Source organism: Lacinutrix himadriensis (genome assembly GCF_001418105.1).
GTDB classification, from domain to species: Bacteria; Bacteroidota; Bacteroidia; order Flavobacteriales; family Flavobacteriaceae; genus Oceanihabitans; species Oceanihabitans himadriense.
Window position 1 is genome coordinate 12015 of record NZ_LIQI01000028.1, and the last position, 25008, is coordinate 37022.

16 protein-coding genes are annotated in these 25008 nt (G+C 31.8%); all 16 read right to left on the reverse strand.

What is annotated here, in order from left to right; translation table 11 throughout:
* Nucleotides 1-22 precede the first annotated feature (22 nt).
* The 16 genes from AMD28_RS15610 to AMD28_RS15690 all read right to left on the reverse strand — a co-directional run bounded on the left by AMD28_RS15610 (nt 23) and on the right by AMD28_RS15690 (nt 25006).
* Nucleotides 23-1858 (reverse strand): right-handed parallel beta-helix repeat-containing protein, encoded by a 1836-nt coding sequence (locus AMD28_RS15610; RefSeq protein WP_055445083.1) that lies wholly within the window; start codon nt 1856-1858, stop codon nt 23-25.
* 164 nt (nt 1859-2022) lie between these two features.
* On the reverse strand, nt 2023-2775 hold the full coding sequence (locus AMD28_RS15615) for a LytR/AlgR family response regulator transcription factor (protein ID WP_055445084.1): 753 nt from the start codon (nt 2773-2775) through the stop codon (nt 2023-2025).
* A 238-nt stretch (nt 2776-3013) separates the two neighbouring features.
* Complete coding sequence (locus AMD28_RS15620) at nt 3014-5806, reverse strand: sensor histidine kinase (RefSeq protein ID WP_055445085.1); 2793 nt, start codon at nt 5804-5806, stop codon at nt 3014-3016.
* Between the two features lie 367 nt (nt 5807-6173).
* Complete coding sequence (locus tag AMD28_RS15630) at nt 6174-6491, reverse strand: hypothetical protein (protein WP_055445087.1); 318 nt, start codon at nt 6489-6491, stop codon at nt 6174-6176.
* Between the two features lie 143 nt (nt 6492-6634).
* Nucleotides 6635-7438: a T9SS type A sorting domain-containing protein gene (locus AMD28_RS15635; RefSeq protein WP_083478347.1), complete on the reverse strand. Its 804-nt coding sequence runs from the start codon at nt 7436-7438 to the stop codon at nt 6635-6637.
* A gap of 151 nt (nt 7439-7589) precedes the next feature.
* A complete protein-coding gene (locus AMD28_RS15640) occupies nt 7590-10871 on the reverse strand; it encodes a T9SS type A sorting domain-containing protein (protein ID WP_055445089.1) in 3282 nt (1093 codons plus the stop codon).
* A gap of 244 nt (nt 10872-11115) precedes the next feature.
* Nucleotides 11116-14007, reverse strand: coding sequence for a sensor histidine kinase (locus AMD28_RS15645; protein ID WP_055445090.1), 2892 nt, complete (start codon nt 14005-14007; stop codon nt 11116-11118).
* Between the two features lie 122 nt (nt 14008-14129).
* Nucleotides 14130-14882 carry a LytR/AlgR family response regulator transcription factor gene (locus tag AMD28_RS15650; RefSeq protein WP_055445091.1) on the reverse strand — a complete coding sequence of 251 codons (753 nt, stop codon included), beginning with the start codon at nt 14880-14882 and terminating at the stop codon, nt 14130-14132.
* Between the two features lie 85 nt (nt 14883-14967).
* On the reverse strand, nt 14968-16944 hold the full coding sequence (locus AMD28_RS15655) for a tetratricopeptide repeat-containing sensor histidine kinase (protein WP_055445092.1): 1977 nt from the start codon (nt 16942-16944) through the stop codon (nt 14968-14970).
* Between the two features lie 92 nt (nt 16945-17036).
* On the reverse strand, nt 17037-18017 hold the full coding sequence (locus tag AMD28_RS15660; RefSeq protein ID WP_055445093.1) for an FAD:protein FMN transferase: 981 nt from the start codon (nt 18015-18017) through the stop codon (nt 17037-17039).
* A gap of 5 nt (nt 18018-18022) precedes the next feature.
* Nucleotides 18023-18400 carry a hypothetical protein gene (locus tag AMD28_RS15665; RefSeq protein ID WP_055445094.1) on the reverse strand — a complete coding sequence of 126 codons (378 nt, stop codon included), beginning with the start codon at nt 18398-18400 and terminating at the stop codon, nt 18023-18025.
* A gap of 83 nt (nt 18401-18483) precedes the next feature.
* On the reverse strand, nt 18484-21303 hold the full coding sequence (locus tag AMD28_RS15670; protein ID WP_083478349.1) for a T9SS-dependent choice-of-anchor J family protein: 2820 nt from the start codon (nt 21301-21303) through the stop codon (nt 18484-18486).
* Between the two features lie 247 nt (nt 21304-21550).
* Entirely contained in the window at nt 21551-22864 is a 1314-nt protein-coding gene (nqrF, locus tag AMD28_RS15675) for an NADH:ubiquinone reductase (Na(+)-transporting) subunit F (RefSeq protein WP_055445096.1), read from the reverse strand.
* A gap of 1 nt (nt 22865) precedes the next feature.
* The gene (nqrE, locus tag AMD28_RS15680) at nt 22866-23582 is read right to left on the reverse strand and encodes an NADH:ubiquinone reductase (Na(+)-transporting) subunit E (protein ID WP_055445097.1); all 717 of its coding nucleotides are present in this window, start codon (nt 23580-23582) and stop codon (nt 22866-22868) included.
* A 29-nt stretch (nt 23583-23611) separates the two neighbouring features.
* A complete protein-coding gene (locus tag AMD28_RS15685) occupies nt 23612-24256 on the reverse strand; it encodes an NADH:ubiquinone reductase (Na(+)-transporting) subunit D (RefSeq protein ID WP_055445098.1) in 645 nt (214 codons plus the stop codon).
* A gap of 3 nt (nt 24257-24259) precedes the next feature.
* Nucleotides 24260-25006: a Na(+)-translocating NADH-quinone reductase subunit C gene (locus AMD28_RS15690; protein WP_055445099.1), complete on the reverse strand. Its 747-nt coding sequence runs from the start codon at nt 25004-25006 to the stop codon at nt 24260-24262.
* Nucleotides 25007-25008: the final 2 nt, after the last annotated feature.

The window sequence follows — 25008 nt, forward strand, 5'->3', positions numbered from 1 at the left end:
GTGCAATTGGTTATAGTAGTAGTTAATTTGAACCGGATTCATTAGCTCTTATCCATGCAGCACTTCCTGTATAACCATCATTAGCATTATTATAGTTTTTAGATATATTATTAATAAATAATGTATTTGTTATAATTACATTAAGGCTACTATTTGACATGAATAATATATACAAACCACTTCCATACCTAGAAACATTATTATTAAACACACAATTAGTAATATTAATGTCTGTACTTACGGTATGCCTTACTCCAACTGCACCACCACTATATGTAACATTATTATTAAACTCACAATTTTGTATCTTTGGGTTAAGAGCTGTAGGAGCAACTAGTATTGCTGCTCCTGTAGTATAACCAGTACTATTTTGAACTGCATCACCATCTTCAATTTTAAAACCATCAATAGTGACGTTATTGGCAGCTATTTTTACTACCTGATGATTATTATCTATTCTCGAACTTCCGGAAGCTGTTGCAAAATCTACCACGGCATCATTACCATTAACATCTCCAGATAAAATTGTTGGGTTTGCAGCTATATTTCTTTGTGCAAGTGTCGTTTCTGTACCATCAAAACCACCATAAACAGAAAGTCCATTTACAACAAACTCAAAAGAATCCGATCTAGCAGAACCTGGACTATAAGTTCCTGAAGCAACCCAAATATCTGTAGTTATAGGACTAACTGAATTTATGGCATCTTCTAAATCTGTGATAGCATTAGCCCAAGAATCTCCACTACCATCACCTCCAGAAACATTTGCATTCACATAATATTTTGCTAAAGGAGGTTGAATTGAGAAACTTTTAACGGATACTTTCCCTCCATCTAAATATGCAACATACATATCTCCATTAACAGGGTTCATTTCCATCTTAACAAAAAAACCAGTTGTATTGGTAAGAATCCCAAATGATGGTAAGTTTTGCCAAATATTTGAAGTTTTATATTTTTTAAATGTTAAATTATGCGAACCGTCAGAGTACATTAAATAGTGATGATTATCGGTAATACTTTCTCTAAACGTAACAATCTCTTCTGTAACTCCTGTAACTCCTGAGGGTTGAGTTACTCCTCCTCCACTTTTACCAACTGTAATTTTATTAGTACTAGCATCTATTACTGCAAAATATTTTGCTCCTCCATTAGCAGAAACATGTCTATAATTAACTCCAGCGGTCCATAATAATGTTTCATGTGCCGTTTGATTACTATCTGATACATTATAATTTTTTACAAAGCTCTGTGCTGCCATCGTGTAATTGTCAAAATCGTAGAAATCTATTCTAGGATTTACACCTGTAGGAGCACTTGTATATATAGGGTATGTTGTAACAGACCAATTAGCTCCATTTTTAGTATAGAAACTAGGTTTATAATATGGTACTACTGAAGCTATCATACCTACTATTCTTGGAACTCCAGCTGTACTAAACTGCAATTGTATTCCATAACTATAGAAATACCCTCCAATATTTACTCCTTCACTAACCCAAGAGCTACCATCAAAACTAAATACATCTATATTACTTGCTGCTCCATTAGCCTCTGCTTTTAAAGCAACCCAAGGCTGATTAGTTACTGGATTTATTTTAATTGTTAAATTATTGTAATTTTCTGTTGAAATTGCACCAGAACCAACAGGCAACCAACTTGTTCCGTTAAATTTCATAACAGAAACTTGATTTGTGGTAGAATTTTCATATAACAAATAGGGAATTCCTGCACTGTCAAATGCCATTTCTCCATTGCTTGCAAAATCTGTAAATTGTGCTGCACCTACTTGATTCCAGGTTTGAGCAAAAGCGAAACTACTTATTAAAAGTAGTATTAAAAGTATTCTTAATTTCATAATATAAATTGATTAATAGTTATGAAACAAAGATGTTAATTACTCACGTAGGAAAATTTCTATATTTAGTAAATTGTAGGTATAAGTTAGTGAATGGCAGTTATGTATTACAGTAAGAAACAAGCAATATATTTTACTAATAAGGGTTAGGCTTTTAAATAAAATTAGAACATTTTTTTTACTAATTGTAAAAACTCCTCTTTTTTATCTCGAGCTATAGGAATGGTTTTATTGTTTTCTAAAACCAAATGGTAACTATCCTTTTTTACTAAGCGACTCATATATTTTAAATTGATTAAATACGAACGATGTGGCTTGTAAAAAATAGGTTTATCTACTAATTGGTCTGTAAAATATTTTAGTGTTTTAGTTATCAGTTCGGTTTTGCCATTTTGCAAATAAACCTTAGTATAAACACCATCTGCTTCAAACAAAAGGATATCTTCATGCGCAACAAACATAATCCCTTTAGGGATTTCTAATGCTATTTTATTTAAGGATAATTGCTGAAATGCTTTTTCTATATTCTTTAATCTGAAATTCACTTTATTTTCATTTATTGCTATTTCAGCCTTTGCTATGGCACCTTTTAATTCGTCCTCATCAATAGGTTTTAATAAATAATCTATTGCAGAAAGTTTTAATGCTTCAATAGCATATTGATTGTAAGCTGTAGTAAATATGATTTGAAAAGATATAGGCTCATCCTTAAAAAAACTTAAAATCTCCAAACCAGAATGTTCTGGCATTTCAATATCTAAAAACACAATATCTGGCAGGTTCGCTTTTATAACAGCCACGCCTTCCACTAAATTTGAAGCTTCTCCTAAAATGGTGACTTCTGGGTGTTCTTCTTCTATTAAAGCCCTTAGAACACTTCTAGCTTTGTTTTCATCATCTATAATAATAGCATTCATATCTTAAAATTTCAATAGTATTACACTCAAAACTACAACTTAATTTTAATACTAAATTTTGGTTTTTAGTGAATGGATGGTTTTATCAAATAAAATATTACTTCCTATTCTTTTATTTATATTTTCACGATAACCTACATAATAGGAATAGAAATTTGAACGGTGGTACCTAGAGCGATTCCACTTTCATCATAATCATCTGTAATTTCGAAACGTATTGGATCTGTATGTGTTTTATTTAATAAATCGATTCTTTTTTTGTTCGCTTCTGATGAAAAGATTTTGGCTTCATACGTTTTGCATTAATTTTAACGGAAGCTACTCTCCCAATACCATTATCTTTTATGGTACATACTAGCATTGTCTTTACTTTATTTAGAGCAAATGAAACCTCTAATAATCTTCTTTTTCTTCTATGCAACAAACCGTGCTTAATTGCATTTTCAACATAAGGCTGCAGCAAAAATGTAGGAATTTTAATCGCTTCTGACTTTATTTTTTCAGGAAGATTAATCGTATATGAAAAGGTATCCTCAAACCTATCTTTCTCTAAATCTAGGTACAGTTTTAATGCATCTAACTCTTCTTGTAAACTAATACTATCCTTTTGACTATGCTCTAAATAAATTCTAATTAATCGAGAAAACTTAACCAAGTATTTACGCGCTAATTTTTGTTCTTTGCGAATAATATAATCTTGAATAGAATTCAAAGCATTAAATATAAAATGCGGATTCATTTGGCTACGCAAATTCTCCAATTTTAAAAACACGTTTTCTAGCTCACTACTTTGCTTATCTAGTAAAAGGCTTTGTTTGTTTTTCAATCGTTTATTACGCACGCTAAAATAAACCCAAAACAAACAAATAATAAGTATAGATACTACTATATAAAACCAAAGTTGCTCATAAAACACACCAGCAATAATAAATTGTATTTCTTTTATCTTTGAAGATTCGGTACTATTAAAAGCTTTTAACTGAAACGTATATTTGCCATGCGACAAGCTATTAAAATTAACTAGATTTGTTCCTAAAGGAATCGTTTCCCAATGATCGCCACTCCCTAAAAGCCGGTATTTATATTCTACATTGTTTTTACTTAAAAACCCATTGGAATTAAATACAATGTTTATTTTTTTTTGGTCATGATTTAAATAATATTTAGAATTTAATACTTTTTTTTCATCATCAATACTTACCGATGTAAAATAAGGTTCTAATATTTTTTTAGATTGAAATACTTTTTCTGAATCAAAAGTGTACAATTGATCTATGGAACTAACATACACATTATTGCCCACTACCTCTAATCCGGTAAAGTTGTAGGATGGAATACCATTTTGTTTGGTTAATTTTTTAAAAATACCAGTCTCTATATTTATTTTTTGAATACCTTTTTCACCAGCTAACCAAATGATGTTTTCTTTAGCTCTTATAAAGCTATTTTTATTAGACAGCAACCCATTTTTTACTGTGTAGTGTTCAATTACTTTATCTTTTTCAATAACATAAATTCCGTTTTTAAATGAAAGACACCATAAACTTCCATCATTAGCTTGCGCAATATCCTTAATATAGATAGATTTTCCTTGATACTTAATTTCTTTTCCAACCCAGTTTTGAGAATAACCATAAAAGCCTTTTGGAGTTCCAAAATAAGAACGTTTATTTTTATGGTCATACAAACATGCATACCCTCTTATTCCTTTATTAAAAAGTTTAATCTCTTTTAATTCCGCATACCTCAACGCACTAATTCTAGCAGAGCTTGCATAAATAAAGGCATCTTCATCTATAAAGCTAAAAGATTTTATTACAGAAGTATTTATTGTTTGATTTTTAGGTTTAAAATTTTCATCATAAAACTGAACATTATACCTATTCGACACAAGATATTCTTTTTTAAAAGGGTTAAATTTCACCTTGTATATATCTTTATCATCCTTTAAAGACAGTATTTCTACCGTCTCCTTTTCTATATTGAATCTAACTATTTTATTCGTTGAGGTAGTTAATAATAACGCATTAGTATTTCCTAAAAACAGATCAGAAATCCGGCTATCCTTTACAGGAACATCCATGTTGTTTATTTCTATATTAGACACTACATAAACACCATTTCTTAACGTTGAAAACCAATAATTTTCATTAACATCCTGCACTATTCCGGTTACATACTTATTCTTAAATAAATGCCGAACAACTTTCAATTCGTTATTCTCGAAATCACAAACATAGATACCATTATCTGTAAAATACCATAGCTGATCCTTAAGAACACGAACCAATTGAATATGAACATTTGGAAAGTTTGTTTGAAGTTCTAAAGGTTTGGTTGCAAAACTGGAAGGTATACTATAAAAAGTTTTATAATTACTTTCTGATTTTTTATAATTAGAATGGAAAATTATTTGATTTTTAAAATAAATGGGACTGATAAAACCTCTACTTTTCGTTTTAGAACTAACAAAGGAAGAATTAAAATAAGTACTAGTAAAGGTTTCTAAATTTACTTTGTAAAAATTCATTAAGCGGTTACCAAAAACTATTTCATTATCAATTACCCTAGCTTCAATAGTAAAATCTTCGACATAATTCTCTTTATCATTCCTTATTGCTTCTTGTTTATATACGATTTCAGAAGTGTTTTTATTATAAACAAGGATTTTTATTCCGGATTGTAATATCAATAAATCTTTATAAACTAGTGTTGTAGCTAGTTTACCTTTAAATTCGTTTTTTAACTCTAAAAATAAAGTAACCCTACCATTTTTTACATTAAAAATTTGATTTGCTGTATTAGAAAACCAAATAACATTATCCTCATCTTTTTGTAGTTGAAAAACAGAAAGTCCTATTTGATCGGGATGTGTAAACGAGGTATAACTAGCTCCATCATATTTAAACAAACCTTTATCTGCAGCCAACCAAATGACACCATCATCATCTTCAATAATGTCGTAAAACTCTGTATCTGGCAAACCATCGTCTTCCGTTAAATGTATAGACACAGGCTGTTGAGCAAACATTAAAAATGTAGCTAAAAAGAAAAAAAGAATTTCAAGTTTCTTATAAAAAGACCGCATCTTCCAAAACTACAATTTAAAATTAAAGAAATATATTGCTTTTTAATGAAAAGCCTTAATAAGTTAGTAGAATGCATGTAATATACTTTAGAAGGAAGTTTAATAACAAAAACGCAATAGGTTTCAAAAAACATGCATGATAACAATACCTATAATAACATAGGTTAACATAATAAAGAGTTCTAATTTATATTGTTTTAAATATTTCATAATTAGTTTAACAGAAAAAAGCTGAACTAAATACCTTAGTCCAACTTTCATCACGATTAATAGCGTCTTCAATGTTTTATAAAAATAATAGACTTGCTATTTAGTCCATTACTTTGGAAAGCTTAATGGTTTTACCACACATATCACTTGTTATTTTAAAAATAACATTTCCTTTTTTTCCTTTATTTGCCCAACGTACTTCTTTACCCGAATTACAAGAAATACTAGTTTTTGATCCTTTGTTTAAAGACACAAAACCGCTTCCTGTGTAAATACTCACTTTTTCTTTGGTGTCATTTACTAAAGAAAAACTGCTTGCTATAGAAACTTCTATTTTGTCTGATGTATTTAAGGTTTGTTTTCCTTCTGAAAAAGAAACAAGGACCAATGTACTTAAGGCGATAATTATTGTTTTCATTTTGAATTATTTTAAATTTACTTCTGCAAATATGTTACTAAAAGTCTTTTCTAATTATAGGTAACTTCTGAAACCTAGTTTTCAACTTCTAAACAAAAAATCGCAAATGATAACACTTGAGTTTTCTAAAACGAAGGGATACATTATTGTTTGATAAAACGTTTGGTTGCTACGTTTCCGTTTTCGTCTGTAACGCTTATTAAATACACACCATTTACCAAACGACTTACATCTATATTTTTATTCTGAGTACTTAGCACTTCCTTTCCTAATACCGAATAAATAGTTACTTCTTTTAAGTTGCCATTCATTTTAATATGTAAATCTGAAGTAGTTGGATTTGGATATATAGATATGCTATTCAGCGAAAATTCATCTACACTTAATATGGTAGGACAGTTTTCATCAAAACTAGCATTCGCTGGAATATCCCAATTGGAGTTAGGAGTAAAACCAGCATCTATTTGCACACAAGTTACAGTACTACTTATTACATTAAAACGAGTTACATTACTGTTATTTCCGTTTGCCATATTTATTGCTGTAAGCGCAGTTGTATGTGCTTTAAAATCTACCAATTCTGTAAGCATACTTAAATCTAAAATACCAGAAATACCCGTTTGCTCTAAAAGTAATTGTGTAAGTTTTGTGTTTTGAGAAACATCTACACTAGTAAGCGTTGCATTCCCAAAAGCCTGTAAACCTATAATTTCTGTAAAGGCTTCCATTCCTGTTAAATCATGAATGTTCGAGTTTGCAACATTAATACCTCCTGTATAAGCACTTGCTTCACTAACTTGAATTTCTGAATCGCTATTTGTATTAATATTTGTGTTAGCAATTAATATGGCTTTAAAGCTTGCGTCTGGAATAGTTACATTCTGTGCTTTTGTTGCTAAACCTATTGCTATAAAGGTAAAAATGGAAAGTAATTTTGTTTTCATCATTATTATTTTTTATTGATTATGCCACAAAACTACTCCCAAAGTGCATTTAAAAATCTTGTCAATTTCTGAAACCTAACTTTGAACTTCTAAACCAAAAAAGTCCCGTAAACAATAAGCTTACGAGACTTTAAAAAATAATTAAAACGATTAATTATTGCTTTATAAAACGTTTAGTGGTTACACTTCCTCTTTCATTTTCAATGGTAATTAAATAGAGTCCGCTTTTTAAATGAGCAGTATTTAGGGATTTTGATGTTGTTACTAAAACTTTAGCTCCTAAAACAGAATAAACGGTTGCTTGTTTTAAGTTGCCATCCATTTTAATGTTTAAAACCGAAGTTGTTGGGTTTGGATACAATTTGATTTGGTTTTCACTTAACTGAAAAGTATTAACACCTAGTGTAGGATCGTATTCATAAGCCCCCATATCTACTGTTGTATTTACTATTCGATTATTTCCATTTATATCTTCAACAATTTGTGCTGGCAATGAAGCATTACTTCCTCCGTCTATTGCAGATGACCCCAAACTTAATTTGAAATTATTATTTAATGCATCAACAAACATAGGATTACTAGCAGATCCTCCAATCATTCCTAGTTCTACAATACTATTATTTACCACAGAAAATGAAGTTGTGATTGCTATAGGAAATCCTGCTCCTGTTCCATTTCCATATATAATACTATTTTCAACAGTACTATTTGAAGCTTGAATCATGGTAATTACATTATCATTAACCCCATTATTATTAGACAGTGTTGTGTTTATTAATTCAAATTCTAATCCTGTAGCATTTCCGGTAGTACCAGCAGATAAGTACAAAGAAGAAGAACTGTTTAGCGATATATTATTATAAAACGCACTATTTACCACAGACCCTTTTGCGAAAACAAGGTATTGTTGTGCTCCTGAAAACAACATTACAGGTAAATCTTGAGAGTAGTTATCTCGAATAATACAAGACTCAAAATCTACATCGTGAGTTAAATTCCACAAGCCACAAGGTGTAAAGGCAGCATAGACAGCAACACTAGTTCCTGTATTTTTTTCTAAAACAGAATTTTTAATGGTAGCCGATAAACTATCTCCATAAAGATATGGATTCACATAAATTGCTCCACCCCTTAAATCATACGATTGGTCTATATCTGGTGTAGAACAACTATTATCTGCGGCACCATTTGCATTACCACCCGTGATAGTAAAACCATCCACTAATACATTTTGTGCATTTCCTCTAATAGAAACTACGTGATATGCATTATCTTGTCTTGTTGCTTCTGTGTCCAAAAGATTTGCATTATCATCTGCATTTAAATCGCCACTTAATATCGTTACATTTGTTTTTGGATCTCTTTCTGAAACAAGAGTTTCTGTTGTATTAAAACCTCCATACACTTTAACATCTCCAGGAATTGTAAATGTCGCTTTTCTAGGATTGACATCTAATGTGCTAGGATTATATAATCCTTGCGCTACCCATACTGGCGTTTCTATTGTAGCAATTGCTAAAGCATCTTCTAAATTTACAAAAGCATCCGCCCATGACGAACCATCATTTAATCCTGTTGCAGAATCATCTACAAATAATACTGGATTTACCGTTTGAAAAGTTCCTACTGAAGAATAGGTTCCTGAAGAAGATACACAGGAAGCTCTAACAATAAGATCATAAATGGTATTAGGATCTAATCCGGTAATGGTATAAGGATTACTAACATTAGCCACATTGACAAAATTAGCAGTTCCTGTAGGGTTATAACTAATATCCCAAACTGTTTCAGAACCTCCGGCTGTCCAAGACACATCCACTGTTGTAAATGTTTCGTTAGCACTAACAATATTCGTTGGTACTCCTGAACAATCTAAATTGCCATATTCGTAAGCTCCCATATCTACAGTAGTATTTACAAAACGAGTTCTACCACTTAAATCGTTTAATATAGTACTAGAAATAAAACTATTATCTCCTGTATCGATTGCTGGTGAGCCTGTATTTAATTGAAATAGATTAACACTACTATTAATAAACAATGGATCCACATCTGTTGCTCCTTGTTGTCCTCCTTCTACAATACTATTAGACACTACAGAACCAGAAGTTGTAATAGTAAATGGTGTTGTGCTTCCGTTATTATAAATAATAGAATTTCTTATTTTACTATTAGACGCTTGTGCCATTTCAACAACACTTCCATTAACACCTATATTATTAGCAAAGGTGGAATTAAGAACCGTAACATTTATTCCTCCTGTATTTCCACTATCTGTAGTACTAGCTACTAATGCTAAACTAGACGCACCGTTTACGGAAGTATTATTATAAAACAAGCTATTTGTTATTGTACCATAGGCTCTATAACCTTGTCCTGAAGATCCAAGATATTCTAAAGCGGAAGAATTTAAAGAGTAATTATTTTTAATGATACAGTTTGTAAAATCACCTCTAAACTCTCTACTATGCGTAGCTGCGTTTAATGGTCCGAAACCAGCAAAAACACTACTATATGTTGCTGTGTTTTTTTCTAAAATACAATTTTGAATCGTTGCAATTACGTCATTCGAAGTAACTATAGGATTTAGATATACCGCTGCTCCTTTTCTATCGGAATATTGCGTGTTAACATTTCCCCAAACATAATAACTACCATTAGCATTTCCTCCAGAAATTGTAAAGCCGTCAATAATTACATTTGCAATAGAACCTCTCATACTTAAAACATGATATGCATTATCCTGTCGCGTAGTTTCATCTTCTGTAATTACATCATTATCATCCATTAATAAATCACCACTTAATATGGTTACATTATTAGTAATATCTCTTTGAGAAACTGTTGTTTCAGAAGTATTAAACCCACCATAAAGTTTGGTTCCATTAAGCACTGAAAAGGTTGCTTTTCTAGGATCTACATTGGTTGTTGTTGGAATATAAGTTCCTTGTGCCACCCATACTTGATCATTAGCTGTAGCAATAGCTAAGGCATCCTCTAAATGTACAAAAGCATCACTCCAAGTTGCTCCATCATCTGCTCCTGTTGCTGCATGATTAACATAAATAATGCTTCCACTTAATGTAGTAAAATTTGTTGCTAAAGTCCAAGCTGTTGCAGTACCACTACAATTTCCTTGCAGATATACATCATAGGATGTATTAGGTGCTAAACCTGTAATTGTTTGTGTATTTCCAGAGATATTAGCGATATCTGTACCAAAGCTAAAAGGAAATCCAAATTGCACATAGCGTAAGGTTGTATTTGTTGAAGTAGAAGTCCAAGATACATCTGCTGCATTTGGAGCAATATTATATACTGTTACATCTTCGGGTAAACAACTAGCTCTGTAAGCATCTATTACATTTGAGATAGGAGATTCTGCGAAAGTATAGCTACTTATAAAAAGCAATAAGTAAAGTAAGCGTGTTTTCATAATGGGTTGATTTTTTAATTTATGAAGCAAATATCCTACAGAACGTATTGAAAATCAGTAGTGGATTTCTGAAACACGTATTTCAACTTCTAAACAAAAAAATCTCGTAAGTAGCACACTTGCGAGATGAATACACGAATACTATTTAGGACGTCTTCTACAATAGAAACAAGCTTTCTTTTGGGTTTATTCTTGTGAAGTTTTCAGAAGTCTTCGCATTTCTATTGGGGTAATAAGAAATCGTTTAATCTACAGTAAACGGAATAATAACCTCTACTTGCGTACCTATTGGATTATCATTATCAAACAAATCCATAATAGTGACACCTACCTGCTTTTCTTTTCCGTAGTTTAATAATGCCAAACGATCTTGTGTTGCCTTTGTTGCAAAAGATTCATGCTTTTTAAGGCCTCTGGTTTTAATTTTATCGGCTTGTTCTCGTCCAATACCATTATCTACAATAACACTCTTTATGGTATGATTCTCTAAATTAATATGAAAATTAATTTCTAGCTTCCGATCTGTTTTTCGGTGTAACAATCCGTGTTTTAAAGCATTTTCTACGTAAGGTTGAATTAACATGGTTGGGATATATACCAGATTCGGATTTAAATCTCCAGTAGCAGTAATGGTATAATTCAACTTATCTTCAAAACGTAGCTTCTCTAATTCCAGATACATTTCTAAGCAATTAATCTCTTCTTGTAATGTGATCTTTCCTCTTGTACTATGACTTAAATAGGTTCTTATTAAATCGGCAAATTTCCCTAAATACTCACTTGCTAGTCGGCTTTTATTTAAAACAATATAGTCTTGAATAGAATTTAGCGCATTGAATATAAAATGCGGATTCATCTGCGACCGTAAATTCTCGAGTTTTAAGGCAATTAATTGTTTATCTAAAGAAAGTTGCTTCACTTCTAATTGTTTCGCTTTCTCTTTATTTTGCAACTTCCTTTTGTAATAAAAAACAATAATACTAACTATAGACAAACTACATAATAAAATAAACCAAGCTTTTTTCCAAAAGGGTAATTTTATATGCAGCTTAATACTTTCTATTCCGTTTTCACTCGCTGCATCGCTATTGGTTGGTCTTACTTGAAAGGTGTATTTACCAGCAGGTAAACTACTATATTTCATCGTATTCACACCTATATCTGTAGTAATCCAATCGGCATTATAACCCAACAAACGGTATTGATACGTTTTATTACTATTATATAAAATACCATTCACATTAAACTCAAATTGAATGGAGTTCTGATTATAATCTAAATTGTAATCGGTTCCAATGTCCACCGATTTTTCATTAATTTTTACATCGTTAAAATAGATTTCCGGACAGGAAGTAGTTTTAAAAACGTTATCCTTATCAAAAGAAAAGATACCGTTATTGGCAGACAAAACCACTTGGTTTTTTAAAATTTCGATACCCGATATTTTATAAGACTGTATCCCATCTGTTTTTGTCAGATTTTTAAACGTCTTCAAATCGGTATTAAACATTTGCAAACCTTTTGGTGTTGCTATCCAAAGCGCATTTCCATCTCCTTTTAAGAATGTAATTTGATTAGACAGCAATCCTTTTTCTGTAGAGTAGCGTGCAATAACTTGATTATCTCTTATAGCAAGAATTCCGTTTTTAAATGTACCAACCCAAACGATACCATCTGCAGTTTCGGTAATAGAAATTGCCGAAATTTCTTTGCCTTCATATTGTATTGTGGTTGCTTCATACGCATCGTCTAACACTAATAAATCATCCACAAAACCAATAAAAGCAGTATTATTAGTAGGGCTGTAGTGCGTGGTATACACACGCTTATCATTGGAAAAATCTTTGATTACCCCAGAATGTTCATTTAAAAACACCAATCGTACATACGTTCCAAAAAGTGTGGTGTATGCATTTAAACGAGAAAAACTTTTTACACCTTTAAAGTGACCTTTCCTTGTTGCTTCTAAAGTGTTATTATCTACAAAATAAGAGCCATCATCTGTACTTACATAACTATGTTTTTGCTTTGGATTATATTGTATTGCAGATACTTTATTATTTAAAAACTCAGATAGCTTATATTTCGAACTATTTAAATTAAGGAAACCTACCTGTCCTTCTTTAGTTCCAAAAAACACCACAGAATCATTGACTTTATTAATAGCCATGACATCGTTACTTTTTTCGGGCAACGCATATTTTACCACTGCTATGTTAGGTATTAAATAAATACCATTAGTGAGTGTTGTTACCCAATACATATGGTCTTTATCTATAATAACATCGGTAACCACTTCCTCTTTTAAAAGTTGTCTTTTTAATTGGAATTCCTTTTGATTCTTTTCATAAATAAAGATTCCTTTATTCGTTAAAACCCACAAATCCTTATGGATTACTTTTATTGAAATAATTCTTAAATCTTTTAAAAGCTCCAATCCTTTAACCAACGCTGTAGTACCTGCCTCTAAATTTATACTTCTAAATGTATTTTGAAACTTAAATTGTTGCGAAAGAAAAAGCGTATCCTTTAGTTTAAAAGCATAGGTCTTTCCTTGCGAAGTACTTTTCCCATTATCATCTCTAAAATTAATATTAAGTAAAAACTCACGCTGCTTTTTGAAGTCTTTGTCTAAGATTTCTATTGCTTTAAAATTAATTAGCATAAAAGCGTCTTCTAATAGCACTACTCGACTTCCTCCTTCTATACTTGTTTGTTTTAAAATAATCTTCTTTGTTGCTAAGTCCGCAACATATAAGGATCTAGCTGTAGAAATTAAAATGGTATCCTCTAGGATTTCAAAGTTTGCAAGCTGCCCTTTTAATTCCTCTTTTAAGTCTATAAAAGTAACCAGCTTATTATTTTCAATATAAAAAAACTGACCAGAAATATTGGTACACCAAACGCGTCCTTTGGCGTCTTCTGTAAGCTGAAAAACAGACAATCCTCGCTTTTCTGCATTGGTATATTGTGTATAGCTTTTACCATCATAACGATACAAACCACTATCACAAGCGAGCCAAATAAAACCTTTGCTATCTTCTAAAACGCTATAAAATTCAATATCCGGCAAGCCATCTTTTTCGGTAATATGAATAGATACAGGTTCTTGTGCTCGCAGAAAACAGGAACACATCAGAAAGACTATAAAAAGTAGGTTTTTATTCAACATTTAGGAATTGCAGATAAAGCTACAATAAAATACAGACTTACAACCTATTCGGTTTTAAAAGCATGCGTTTTATTACTAAAAAGATACTATCCTATATTTTGAACAATCGTCAAGAATTCTTCTTTCTTGTCGTTAGAAATGGATACGGTTTTGTCATTTTCCATCACAATATATCCGCCATCTTTTTTAATATATTCTTTGATATAGGATAGATTAATAAGGTGAGAACGATGCGGACGATAAAATGTTTTTATTCCCTGAAGGATATCTACAAAGAATTTTAATGGTTTACTCACCAAAATACTACCATGTGTAACGGTAGAAACATTGGTGTACATACCATCTGCTTCCAGCATTATAATATCTGTAAAATCTACAAACTTAATACCGTCTGCATTGGGCAATCCTATTTTTTTAAAGTTAGAATCCTGAAGACTCGCTTTTAATTCTACCAGTCGTTTATTAATTTGGGTATTTCCTAAAAAAGCAACCGCTTTATCCACCGCTGCTTTTACCTGACTAGGTCTTACTGGTTTTAATAAATAATCTATTGCAGAAAGTTGAAAGGCTTGTATGGCATATTCGCTATAGGCAGTTGTGAAAATAATCTCGAAGTTATGCACTTCCTTTTCAATAAAATTTAAAATCTCTAAACCAGAATGCTCTGGCATTTCTATATCTAAAAAAACAATACTTGGTTGTTCTTTTTTTATAAGTGCTACACCAGAAAGTAAATCTTCGGCTTCAAAAATTTCTGTAATTTTCGGACAGTTTTCTTCTACTAAAATATGTAGAACTTGCCTTGCTTTTTTTTCATCGTCAATTATAAGTGCCTTCATCTGGTAAATTTATTGTTTTAAAAAGTGACATGCAATTGCCATAAAACCTCTCATAAAATCAAGATTTGTTATGGCGTATTTCACACTATTTTTTTAGTATTGGTATTCTTAAAATCACTTTTGTTCCTGTTGCTTGATTATTTTGGTGTAAATCTATAATAACTACACCTATTTTTTTCTCACGACCATAATTTAATAAATCTAACCGTTCTGTGGTTGCTTTTAAAGCGAAAGATTTATGTTGCCCTTCTCGTTTCTTATTAATTTCTCTAGACTTTTCTCGACCTATTCCGTTATCTTCAATAATACATTCTATTATTTTATCGGAAGGTTTCCCCATAGAAACTTTAAGTCTTCGATTCTCTTTTTTATGTAATAAGCCATGTTTTAAAGCATTTTCTACATAGGGCTGAATTAGCATGGTAGGAATATAAATTTCGTCTGAATTTGCAGCTTCGTCTACTTCAAAAGTATATTCTAATTGTTCTTCAAAGCGTAATTTTTCTAATTCTAAATAGAGGTTTAGATTATGAACTTCCTCTGGAATAGAAATAAAACCAGTATCGCTAAAGTGCAGGTAATTACGAATTAAATCGGCAAACTTTCCTAAATAATCACTGGCCAGATTTTTTTTATTTAATACAATATAATCTTGAATGGAATTTAATGCATTAAATATAAAATGCGGATTCATTTGCGCTTTTAAGGCTTTTAATTCGGAATCTCGATATTGCTTCTCAATAGCCAAACGTTTTTGGGTTTCTTGAAGTTCTATGATTATTAATTCGGCTTTCTTTTTCGCTTTTAACTTGTTAAAGTAAAATACCGATGTTAGCAATATTAAAGATCCTACAACCAAGGATCCTACAAATAAGTTTCTGTTTTTCTGACTTTCAAGTTTCGAGATTTCGACTTGTTGTTCTGCTACTTCTTTTTCTCTTCTAGTTTTTTCGGTGTCGTATTTTATTTCGAAATTACTAACCGCTTTTTGTTTTTCTATGTCTCTTAAAGAATCGCTCACATCTCGTTCTTTTTTAAAATACTTCAAGGAGTTTTTATAATCTTCTTTTGCATAATAAAGCTCAGACAAACCTTGATAACCCTTTCGTCTTCGTATAACAGACTCATGGTTATCAATACTTTTATTTGCTTTTAGAAAATAAAACTCTGCTTCCTTATATTTCCCCCAATCTAAATAGTTATAAGCAATGTTATGGTGAATATCATTAACTCTAGAAATTAAATTATTCGATTCACAAATAGCTAATGCTTCTTTATAATAATCGTTTGCAATTTTATATTCTTTTTTCTTAGAATAAATTTTAGCCAAACTACTTTTAACATTTGCCAAACTTTTGGGTCTTGTTTCTATTTCATTCGCTTCAAGAGCATATTTTAATGCTTCATCCAGAAGACCTTTACTTCGATAGCCTAAGGCTAGATTAATACATATACTACTTAATAACGGTTTTGTCTTTTTTGTTAAAGGATCCTTATACACCAATAAATTATACTCCTCTTGTTTTTCAACATCATTCATATCGCTATAAAGTGTACCTATATTCATTTTGGTGTACAATACATTTAAAGCCATTTTATCTCCCAGAGTTTCCAAGTGTGAAATAACATCGGTATAATTCTTTATGGCTTTTAAATAATCTCCTTGATCTTGATAAATAATAGCCTTAGAGTTTTTAGTAATACAAACGCCATAAGCATACGATGCTTTTTCAAAATAACCGATTGCTTTGTCACAATACACCAAAGCAGAATCTAATTGCTCGCCATTCGTGTAATAAATAGCTAATTCCCTAATGGAAAAGCCTTTCACTTTATCGTCATTTATTTTCTGACTATGTTCTATATATTTTTTTGTAAAATAAAGGTGACTTTCTTGGTTGCCTCTTCTAAAACCTTGGGTTATTCTAGAAAATTCTTTAGTTAGTAAGGTATCCTGTTTAATTTGAGATAACACCTGCTCTAGGCTGTCCATAACTTTTTGTTGCGAAAAACTATATTGAAAAAGGAATAGGATTAAAAGAATAGGTAATATTTTTTTCATAAAACGAGTATCTATCGTAAAAATGAAAAAAAAATAACATCAACTATCTAGTCATTTTCTGAAATGTGGTTTTGGGCTTTTAACACACTAATTTAGGCTTCTGGAAATCCGTTAAGATTTAAGGTTTCTAACTCTTTATTATCGTTTTCAAAAATAATAAACACTTTCAGTTCTGGGTGGTTTTCTAAAAAGGAAGTAGTTTTTTCTATTCCCATAGCTTGAAATGCGGTAGCAAATGCATCTACAGTCATACAACTTTCCCCAATTACGGAAACACTTAAAATGTTCGATTTACTTGGGTAACCTGTTTTGGCATCTATAATATGTGCATAGCGATTTCCGTTTTCATCTATTTGAAATTTTCTATAGGTGCCAGAAGTAGCCATCGCTGCTTGATGCAGTGTAATAGCTTCTAATACCGATTGTGTACCTTCAAAATTAGGTTTATCAATGCCAACAGTCCAAGTAGATTTCTTTTCTACATTAGTACCTTTAGAACGAATTTCGCCTCCAATTTCGACTAAATAATTTCTAACGTTTTTACTTTCTAAGAAATTGGCAACAACATCTACCGCATAGCCTTTAGCGATAGCATTAAAATCTATAAAAGTATTGGGATGTTTTTTAATTACTGTTTGATCTGCAACACGTACATTATCTAATCCTACAAACTGCATTAAGCTATCAATTTTAAGACTATCTAAACGCTCTATTCTCTTTTCTGGACCAAATCCTAATGCATTTACAATAGTTCCTATAGTAGGATCGAAAACACCATCGGTTTGACTATATACTTCTTTAGAAGTTGCTAATACTTTTTTGAAATGTGCATCTACCGAATTACTCTCGTTTCTATTGAGTTTAGAAATATCGGAATTGGTTTGATAGGTAGACATGGATTTATTAATCACATAGTACAAACTATCTATTTGCTTTTGATAATTGGTTTCACCATCATAAATTATAGAATAACTGGTTCCGAAGACAGCACCAGAAAGCTTCGTGTTTTTAGGATCCTTTTTACAAGCGAAAAATAAAGTTGCAATTAATAGTAGACTTAGGTACTTCTTCATTTTAACTAATTTAAATTTGTTTCCATTACTTGAATACCATTATACTCAATTAAATATTCTTGATTTAAATACACTGGTAATTCTTCGCCATTAGGATTCCCAAGACCAACACCAGCATATAATACTTTAGCATCTTTTTCGGCAGCATGTTTTTTAAAGGACTCCATCCAAATAACATCATAATTATTGGGGTTATCTGGGAGTAATACTGCACGAACGATCACAAAAAAGTATTGGCTATTTTTATCTATACAAACAAATTGTGGGTGTTTTGTTAGCTTGCTGTTAATCGCTACGAATTCAAAACCTCTTTGTTCTAAGTCTTTGCCAACATGGTTCATTGCTAAGTTGTGTAATTCTTGTTTTGTAAGTGGTTTATTCATGTTACAAAAGTAATACAATTACGCTTTAAAATAAAAAAGGCTGTCGATTAAGACAGCCTTGATTTTATATAAAAACGAACTAGTTATTTAATTACTAATTTTTTAGTTGTTTTCTTGCTTCCACTTTCAAACTGTATTAAATATAATCCAGCTGAAACAGTTTCTAAATTAATGGTTTTATTAAAAGTTGCATTACTATTATTATAACTGTTAGCAAAAACTTTTCTTCCTCTAACATCATATAATGTCACATTAACATCTTGACTTGTACTTAAGTTAACGTTAATTTCGCCATTAGATGGGTTAGGATATAAAGCAAATGTTTCAAAACTATTATCTGCAATACTTAAAGCTTCTGAAGGTCCAAAATAATAATTTCCATTCGCTCCTGTGAATGTTCCTTCTAAAGTAATATCACTTCCATAACTTCCTATTATAGATGCTATAGATTCTATAAACTCTCCATCTACTTCTCTAAAGATTACTAAATCGGAACGGTCTCTACCTGTAGCAGTTTCCCATCCTAAAATTTCATCTTCTGTAAGATAAAACGTATTCGTCACATCTCCAGAAACATTAGCATTTTCTGTTGTCACTTTATATGCTTTATCTGCAACAAAATTAGATGAAGTTGCGCTTTCTAAAATTTGAGCTCCAGTACCTGCTCTCATTACAGAAATATCTGTACATCCATAATCGAATGCATCATTATTATCTATTTTCGCTATAATATTGTCTGAAGCGCTATCATAAGCATAAACAGTACCCATTCCGTTAATATTCATTTGTGCAGAAGAAGCTGTATTTACATCTGTTTGCACTGCTGTTGTAGCATTTGTAGTAACAGAAACATCATCTAACATAAATACAAACTCATCGGAAGAAACCACATGGAACGTTAAATAAACATCTTGTCCATCATAAGCAGACAAATCTAAAGTATATTCCTCCCATTCTAATGAAGGTTGTGCATAAGGATCAGCTGTTAAATAAGTAAAACTAGTAGGATTTGTATCAGTAGTTGAAACTCCAACTTGATAACGTTCTCCTCCATTATAGTTATCTGTTAAACCTTTAGACCAATATTTTAATTCGCTTCCTGTTCCATTTAATGAAATTAAAGGAGTAAAGATATAATCGTCATTTTCAAAAGGATTAACAGCTTCATTAAAGCAGTAATATGCTTTATCTCCACTATGAGGATCCCAACCAGAACCAACAGAAGAAGGCGTTGTAGCACTTGCATTATATACAATGAATGTACCTGTATATTCTTCATTAGGGAAATCAAAATTATCGGAAGGATAAGTCGGATCACCGTCTCCATCTAGCATAGTCCAATCTCCTATGGTACCAATTTCAAAATCGGCATAGGTTTCAAATCCATCACTAAAAACAGTTTCTAGAAAAGAACCACCTGGAACAATATCATCATCTGTTAATGTTAAGGTTAAGATTTCGTTTCCATTGGTTGCTAATTCGCCATCACCTCCATTAGCATTTAATGTCATAGTTACAACAATATCTTCATCTCCTTCATTAAAACCATCTTCATAAACTCTAATTGTTAAAGTCTTACTATCTAAAGATCCAGCAGCAAAAGTTACAGTAGGTGTTAATATTTCAAAATCTACCATATTTGTTGCAGAACCGGAAGCAGAAAAAGTAACTGTTGCGTTAGCAGAAGCTTCTAAACCAATATTAACAGCAATATCTATATCTCTAGTTGTACAACTTGTACCTTCTAATTCAGTTACATCTGGTGTTGCAAAAGCAATTACAGGAGAACTATTACCTGTTGTAGAAGAGACAAGTAAATCAAAATCATCAGCATTTTCTATAACAGTCATTATACGTGCTACTTGATCGAAAGTAAAAATATCCATACAAGCATCATTAGTGTAATCCATAAAGTTTTCCACCATATCGTTTCCTAATCCATCCGATGGACAACTATCAACAGTTGGACACCCTCCATTAGATCCCGAAGCATCTGGTGTATCTGCACAATAGTCTGTATTTGCACAAGAAGATGTATCTCCCCAAATATGGCGTAAACCAATCCAGTGACCAACTTCATGTGTTAAAGTACGTCCTAAATTATATGGAGCCCCACCAGGGTATGGTGTAGCAACAGAACCAATAGTAGAATATAAACATACTACTCCATCTGTTAGTACGGAACCTCCATCTGTATCTAAACCAGGTAGCGTAGAGTTAGAAGGAAACTGTGCGTATCCTAATAATCCGCCTGAAAGATTAGCTGTCCAAATATTTGCATATTTTGAACGATCCCAAATTGTAGCTTGTTTAACACCGCCATCCATAGTACCAGAAGACTGTGCTCCAGAATATCCATATACTCTATGAATTCCTGGTTCTGCAAGTGGATTACCACTTGGATCTACTTGCGCTGGTATAAAGTTAATATCTGCAGAGTACGCTGCAGGATGCGTACTTCCTGCCATATTATTAAAGTCAATATTAAGTTGATCTATTTGCGCATTTATATATACCGCATCGAGATCATAAGCATCACCTGCTGAGCCTGTAATTACGTGAAATATAATAGGAATATTATACACTACTCTATTTGCAGATCCACTAATAGCATCTTGTATCATTCTAGCTTTTTTAGCTTCTACAAGAGGTGCCATCCAGTTTTCAAATTCATCCATAGATTGCACTGCTGGATTATTCTGCATTCTTAATTCATGTGCTTCAACAGTAGCACAACGTACAACGCCATGTTCATCAAAAAACCTTTGATTTTCATCATTTAATTGTAGCCTTTCGTTTGTATTTACTCTTTGGTTTTGAACAGATTTAGATTGTGCCTGAAGGCCTAGAACTGCTAAAAACATAAAATAAAAACATCCCTTTTTAAAGTAATTTTTCTTCATTTTATATTCATTAATTATCTATCGAAGATAATTAAAACTATTTACTTTTTTATATTAATCTCTATTAATATGACAAAAATTAACATCTAAAAGAGAGTAAAATGAGAATTGTGCATGAAAAACATGACACTTTCTTATTAAACAACTTTAAAATTAATAAAATTATTAAATCAAAAAACCCAATACTTTCGTATTGGGTTTTATTTATAATAAGATACTGAAACCAGTTCAGTAAGACTAATAGTTTCTATCCTCCAAAGTCATCAAAACGGATATTCTCATCATCTATACCGAAATCCTCTCCCATTTTTTGAACCGCTTGGTTCATTAATGGTGGTCCACAGAAATATAATTCTATGTCTTCTGGAGATTCATGTTTAGATAAATATTGATCGATTACTACTTGATGTATAAATCCAGTAAATCCATCCCCATTAGGATCTTCAACATCCTTCTTAAGTTGCCAGTTATCCGCTTCCGTTGGATCGGATAATGCAATAAAAAATTTGAAGTTCGGGAAATCTTTTTCTAATGCTCTAAAGTAATGGATGTAGAACAATTCTGCTTTAGAACGTCCACCATACCAATATGTTACTTTTCTTCCTGTTTTGATTGTTCTAAACAATTCATATAAATGCGAACGCATTGGCGCCATTCCAGCACCACCACCAACATATAACATTTCTGCTTCCGAATCATTAATAAAGAACTCACCGTAAGGTCCTGAGATAGTTACTTTATCTCCAACTTTTTGGTTAAATATATAAGAAGATGCCACACCAGGATTTACATCCATCCATCCGCCTTTAGCGCGATCAAAAGGAGGTGTTGCAACACGTACGTTAAGCATAATCTTTCTACCTTCAGCAGGGTAAGAAGCCATAGAATACGCTCTTTCTACAAGTTCGTTATTTTTCATAACCAAAGGCCATAAACCAAACTTTTCCCAATCTCCTTTAAACTTATCTGGTTCTCCTGGATGATCTTGAGGATGTGCTGAAACATCCATGTCTGCATATTTAATTTCACAACTAGGGATTTCAATTTGAATATATCCACCAGCTTTGTAGTTCATATCCTCTGGGATTTCTACTACAAATTCTTTAATAAATGTTGCTACGTTATAGTTTGAAACTACAGTTGCTTCCCATTTTTTAATTCCGAAAACTTCTTCTGGAATAGTAATTTCCATGTCTTGTTTCACTTTTACCTGACAAGATAAACGTGCTCCATGTGCCAATTCTTTTCTTGAGAAGTGCGGTGTTTCTGTAGGTAATGCTTCACCACCACCAGAAAGTACGTGACACTCACATTGAATACATGTTCCACCTCCACCACATGCTGATGGCAAGAATATTTTTTGCGCTCCTAAAGTAGATAGTAAACTGTCTCCAGAACTTACTTCAATTTCACGTTCTCCGTTTATGGTAATTTTTACAGGACCAGATGGAGATAATTTTTGTTTTACAAACAACAACAGAGATACTAATACTAAAGTTACTAGTAAAAAAGCTGCTACAGTTGCTATTATGATTCCTAATGTGCTTGCTGCTAATATCATGTTACTCGTTTATTGTTGTGTTGTTAGCTAACTCCTTAGAGCTTTCTTTATCTACAGTTTCTACTTGCACTGTTTTATCTTCTGTTGTTTCTTCTTCATCTCCACCAGTTAACATTCCTCCAAAGCTCATAAAACCAATTGCCATTAAACCAGTAATGATAAATGTAATTCCTAATCCTCTTAATGCAGGAGGCACGTTAGAATATCTGATTTTTTCACGAATAGCGGCAATAGCTAAAATTGCTAAAAACCAACCTATTCCAGAACCAACACCATAAACAGTTGCTAATCCTAAAGTTGGAATCTCACGAGATTGCATGAATAAAGAACCACCTAAAATGGCACAGTTTACTGCAATTAATGGTAAGAAAATACCAAGTGAATTATATAGTGAAGGTGAAAATTTCTCCACCACGATTTCCACTAATTGTACCATGGTTGCAATAGTTGCAATAAACATGATAAAAGAAAGGAAACTTAAATCGTAATCTGCATATTCTGCACCTAACCATTTTAAAGCTCCTGGTTGTAATACATACTGATCTAACAACCAGTTTAAAGGTACTGTAATTGCTAATACAAAGATTACGGCAGCTCCTAAACCAACTGCTGTAGTTACTTTTTTAGATACTGCAAGGTATGAACACATTCCTAAGAATACAGAAAACACCATGTTATCTATAAATATCGATTTTAAAAATAATTCTAAATATTCCATTTTTTTATAGTTTGTTAGTAGTTACTAGCTTAATCTTCTATTAATGCTTTGTTTCTACTACGTTGTACCCAAATAATAATTCCAACAACAATTAATGCCATTGGAGGCATAATCATAAAACCATTATTTTCGTAACCTAAAGCGTATAATCCTGTTTTTTCAATAGGATCTCCTAATACAGGAATACCTAGTAAAGTTCCGGCTCCTAAAAGCTCTCTAAAGAATGCTACAATAATTAAAATCACACCGTATCCTAAAGCATTTCCTATTCCGTCAAGAAAAGAACGCCATGGTTTGTTTGCTAAAGCGAAAGCTTCAAAACGTCCCATAATGATACAGTTTGTAATAATTAATCCGACAAATACAGAAAGTGTTTTACTTAACTCATAAGCAAAAGCTTTTAATACTTGATCTACTATAATTACTAAAGCAGCAACTACGATTAGTTGTACAATAATTCTAATTTTTGAAGGTATAATATTTCGCATTAAAGAGATAACTACGTTACCTATAGCTAATACAAATAATACAGAAACAGACATTACAATTGCCGCTTCCAATTCTGCAGTAATTGCTAGTGCAGAACATATACCAAGTACTTGAATAGTAATTGGGTTATTATCTGCTAATGGATCTGTAATTAATGCTGCGTCTTTTTTTGATAAAAGTCCCATAAATTAATTCTTTTTTAAGTTTTCGAAATAAGGTACATATTGCTTCAGCTCTGATTTTATCATGGCAGCAACACCGTCTCCAGTAATTGTTGCACCTGCTATTGCATCTACCTCATTATCTGTTTTATCTTCGTTTTTAGGATCGTTATTACTTTTAGATATATTAATCCCTTTAAAGCTTCCGTTAGACTTTAGGTGTTCTCCAATAAAGTCATCCATAAAGAAACGTTGTTTAATGTTTGCACCTAAACCTGCTGTTTCTCCTTTATGATCAAAATAAGCACCTTGTACCACCATGTTTTCATCCATAGCAATATAAGCCCAAACGGCATCCCAAAGTCCTTTTCCTCTAATTGGAGCAATATAAAATGTTTGACCATCTTTTTCTCCAACAAATAAAGGAAGCTTTCTTACATTACCAGCTTTAGCGCTTGTTTGTTGTTTTTTTACATCAATAAGATATGCGTTATCATCTTCTGATACTTTATCTCCTTCAATTACTAATTGTTTTTTGATATACTGTTTAAACAATTCTGGAGCTTTTTTGGTAGAAACAAAAATGGCAGAATTTCCTTCATTTTCGTTTACTCCCATAGCATACAATATATTTTGCTGCTTCTCTAGTCTTTCGTTATTATCGATTTTTGGTCTTAATGCTGAAGCTGTAAAAGCTAGCAAACCTCCTACTACAATTACCATTGCTATGGCAAAAAGGATAGTATATGAGTTTTTATCTGTTCTTTTTTCCATGT

Coding starts and splice junctions, on each gene's coding strand:
- AMD28_RS15610 (WP_055445083.1), bottom strand. CDS start 1,858: ATGAAATTAAGAATACTTTTAATACTACTTTTAATAAGTAGTTTCGCT.
- AMD28_RS15615 (WP_055445084.1), bottom strand. CDS start 2,775: ATGAATGCTATTATTATAGATGATGAAAACAAAGCTAGAAGTGTTCTA.
- AMD28_RS15620 (WP_055445085.1), bottom strand. CDS start 5,806: ATGTTTGCTCAACAGCCTGTGTCTATACATTTAACGGAAGACGATGGT.
- AMD28_RS15630 (WP_055445087.1), bottom strand. CDS start 6,491: ATGAAAACAATAATTATCGCCTTAAGTACATTGGTCCTTGTTTCTTTT.
- AMD28_RS15635 (WP_083478347.1), bottom strand. CDS start 7,438: ATGATGAAAACAAAATTACTTTCCATTTTTACCTTTATAGCAATAGGT.
- AMD28_RS15640 (WP_055445089.1), bottom strand. CDS start 10,871: ATGAAAACACGCTTACTTTACTTATTGCTTTTTATAAGTAGCTATACT.
- AMD28_RS15645 (WP_055445090.1), bottom strand. CDS start 14,007: ATGTGTTCCTGTTTTCTGCGAGCACAAGAACCTGTATCTATTCATATT.
- AMD28_RS15650 (WP_055445091.1), bottom strand. CDS start 14,882: ATGAAGGCACTTATAATTGACGATGAAAAAAAAGCAAGGCAAGTTCTA.
- AMD28_RS15655 (WP_055445092.1), bottom strand. CDS start 16,944: ATGAAAAAAATATTACCTATTCTTTTAATCCTATTCCTTTTTCAATAT.
- AMD28_RS15660 (WP_055445093.1), bottom strand. CDS start 18,017: ATGAAGAAGTACCTAAGTCTACTATTAATTGCAACTTTATTTTTCGCT.
- AMD28_RS15665 (WP_055445094.1), bottom strand. CDS start 18,400: ATGAATAAACCACTTACAAAACAAGAATTACACAACTTAGCAATGAAC.
- AMD28_RS15670 (WP_083478349.1), bottom strand. CDS start 21,303: ATGAAGAAAAATTACTTTAAAAAGGGATGTTTTTATTTTATGTTTTTA.
- nqrF (WP_055445096.1), bottom strand. CDS start 22,864: ATGATATTAGCAGCAAGCACATTAGGAATCATAATAGCAACTGTAGCA.
- nqrE (WP_055445097.1), bottom strand. CDS start 23,582: ATGGAATATTTAGAATTATTTTTAAAATCGATATTTATAGATAACATG.
- AMD28_RS15685 (WP_055445098.1), bottom strand. CDS start 24,256: ATGGGACTTTTATCAAAAAAAGACGCAGCATTAATTACAGATCCATTA.
- AMD28_RS15690 (WP_055445099.1), bottom strand. CDS start 25,006: ATGGAAAAAAGAACAGATAAAAACTCATATACTATCCTTTTTGCCATA.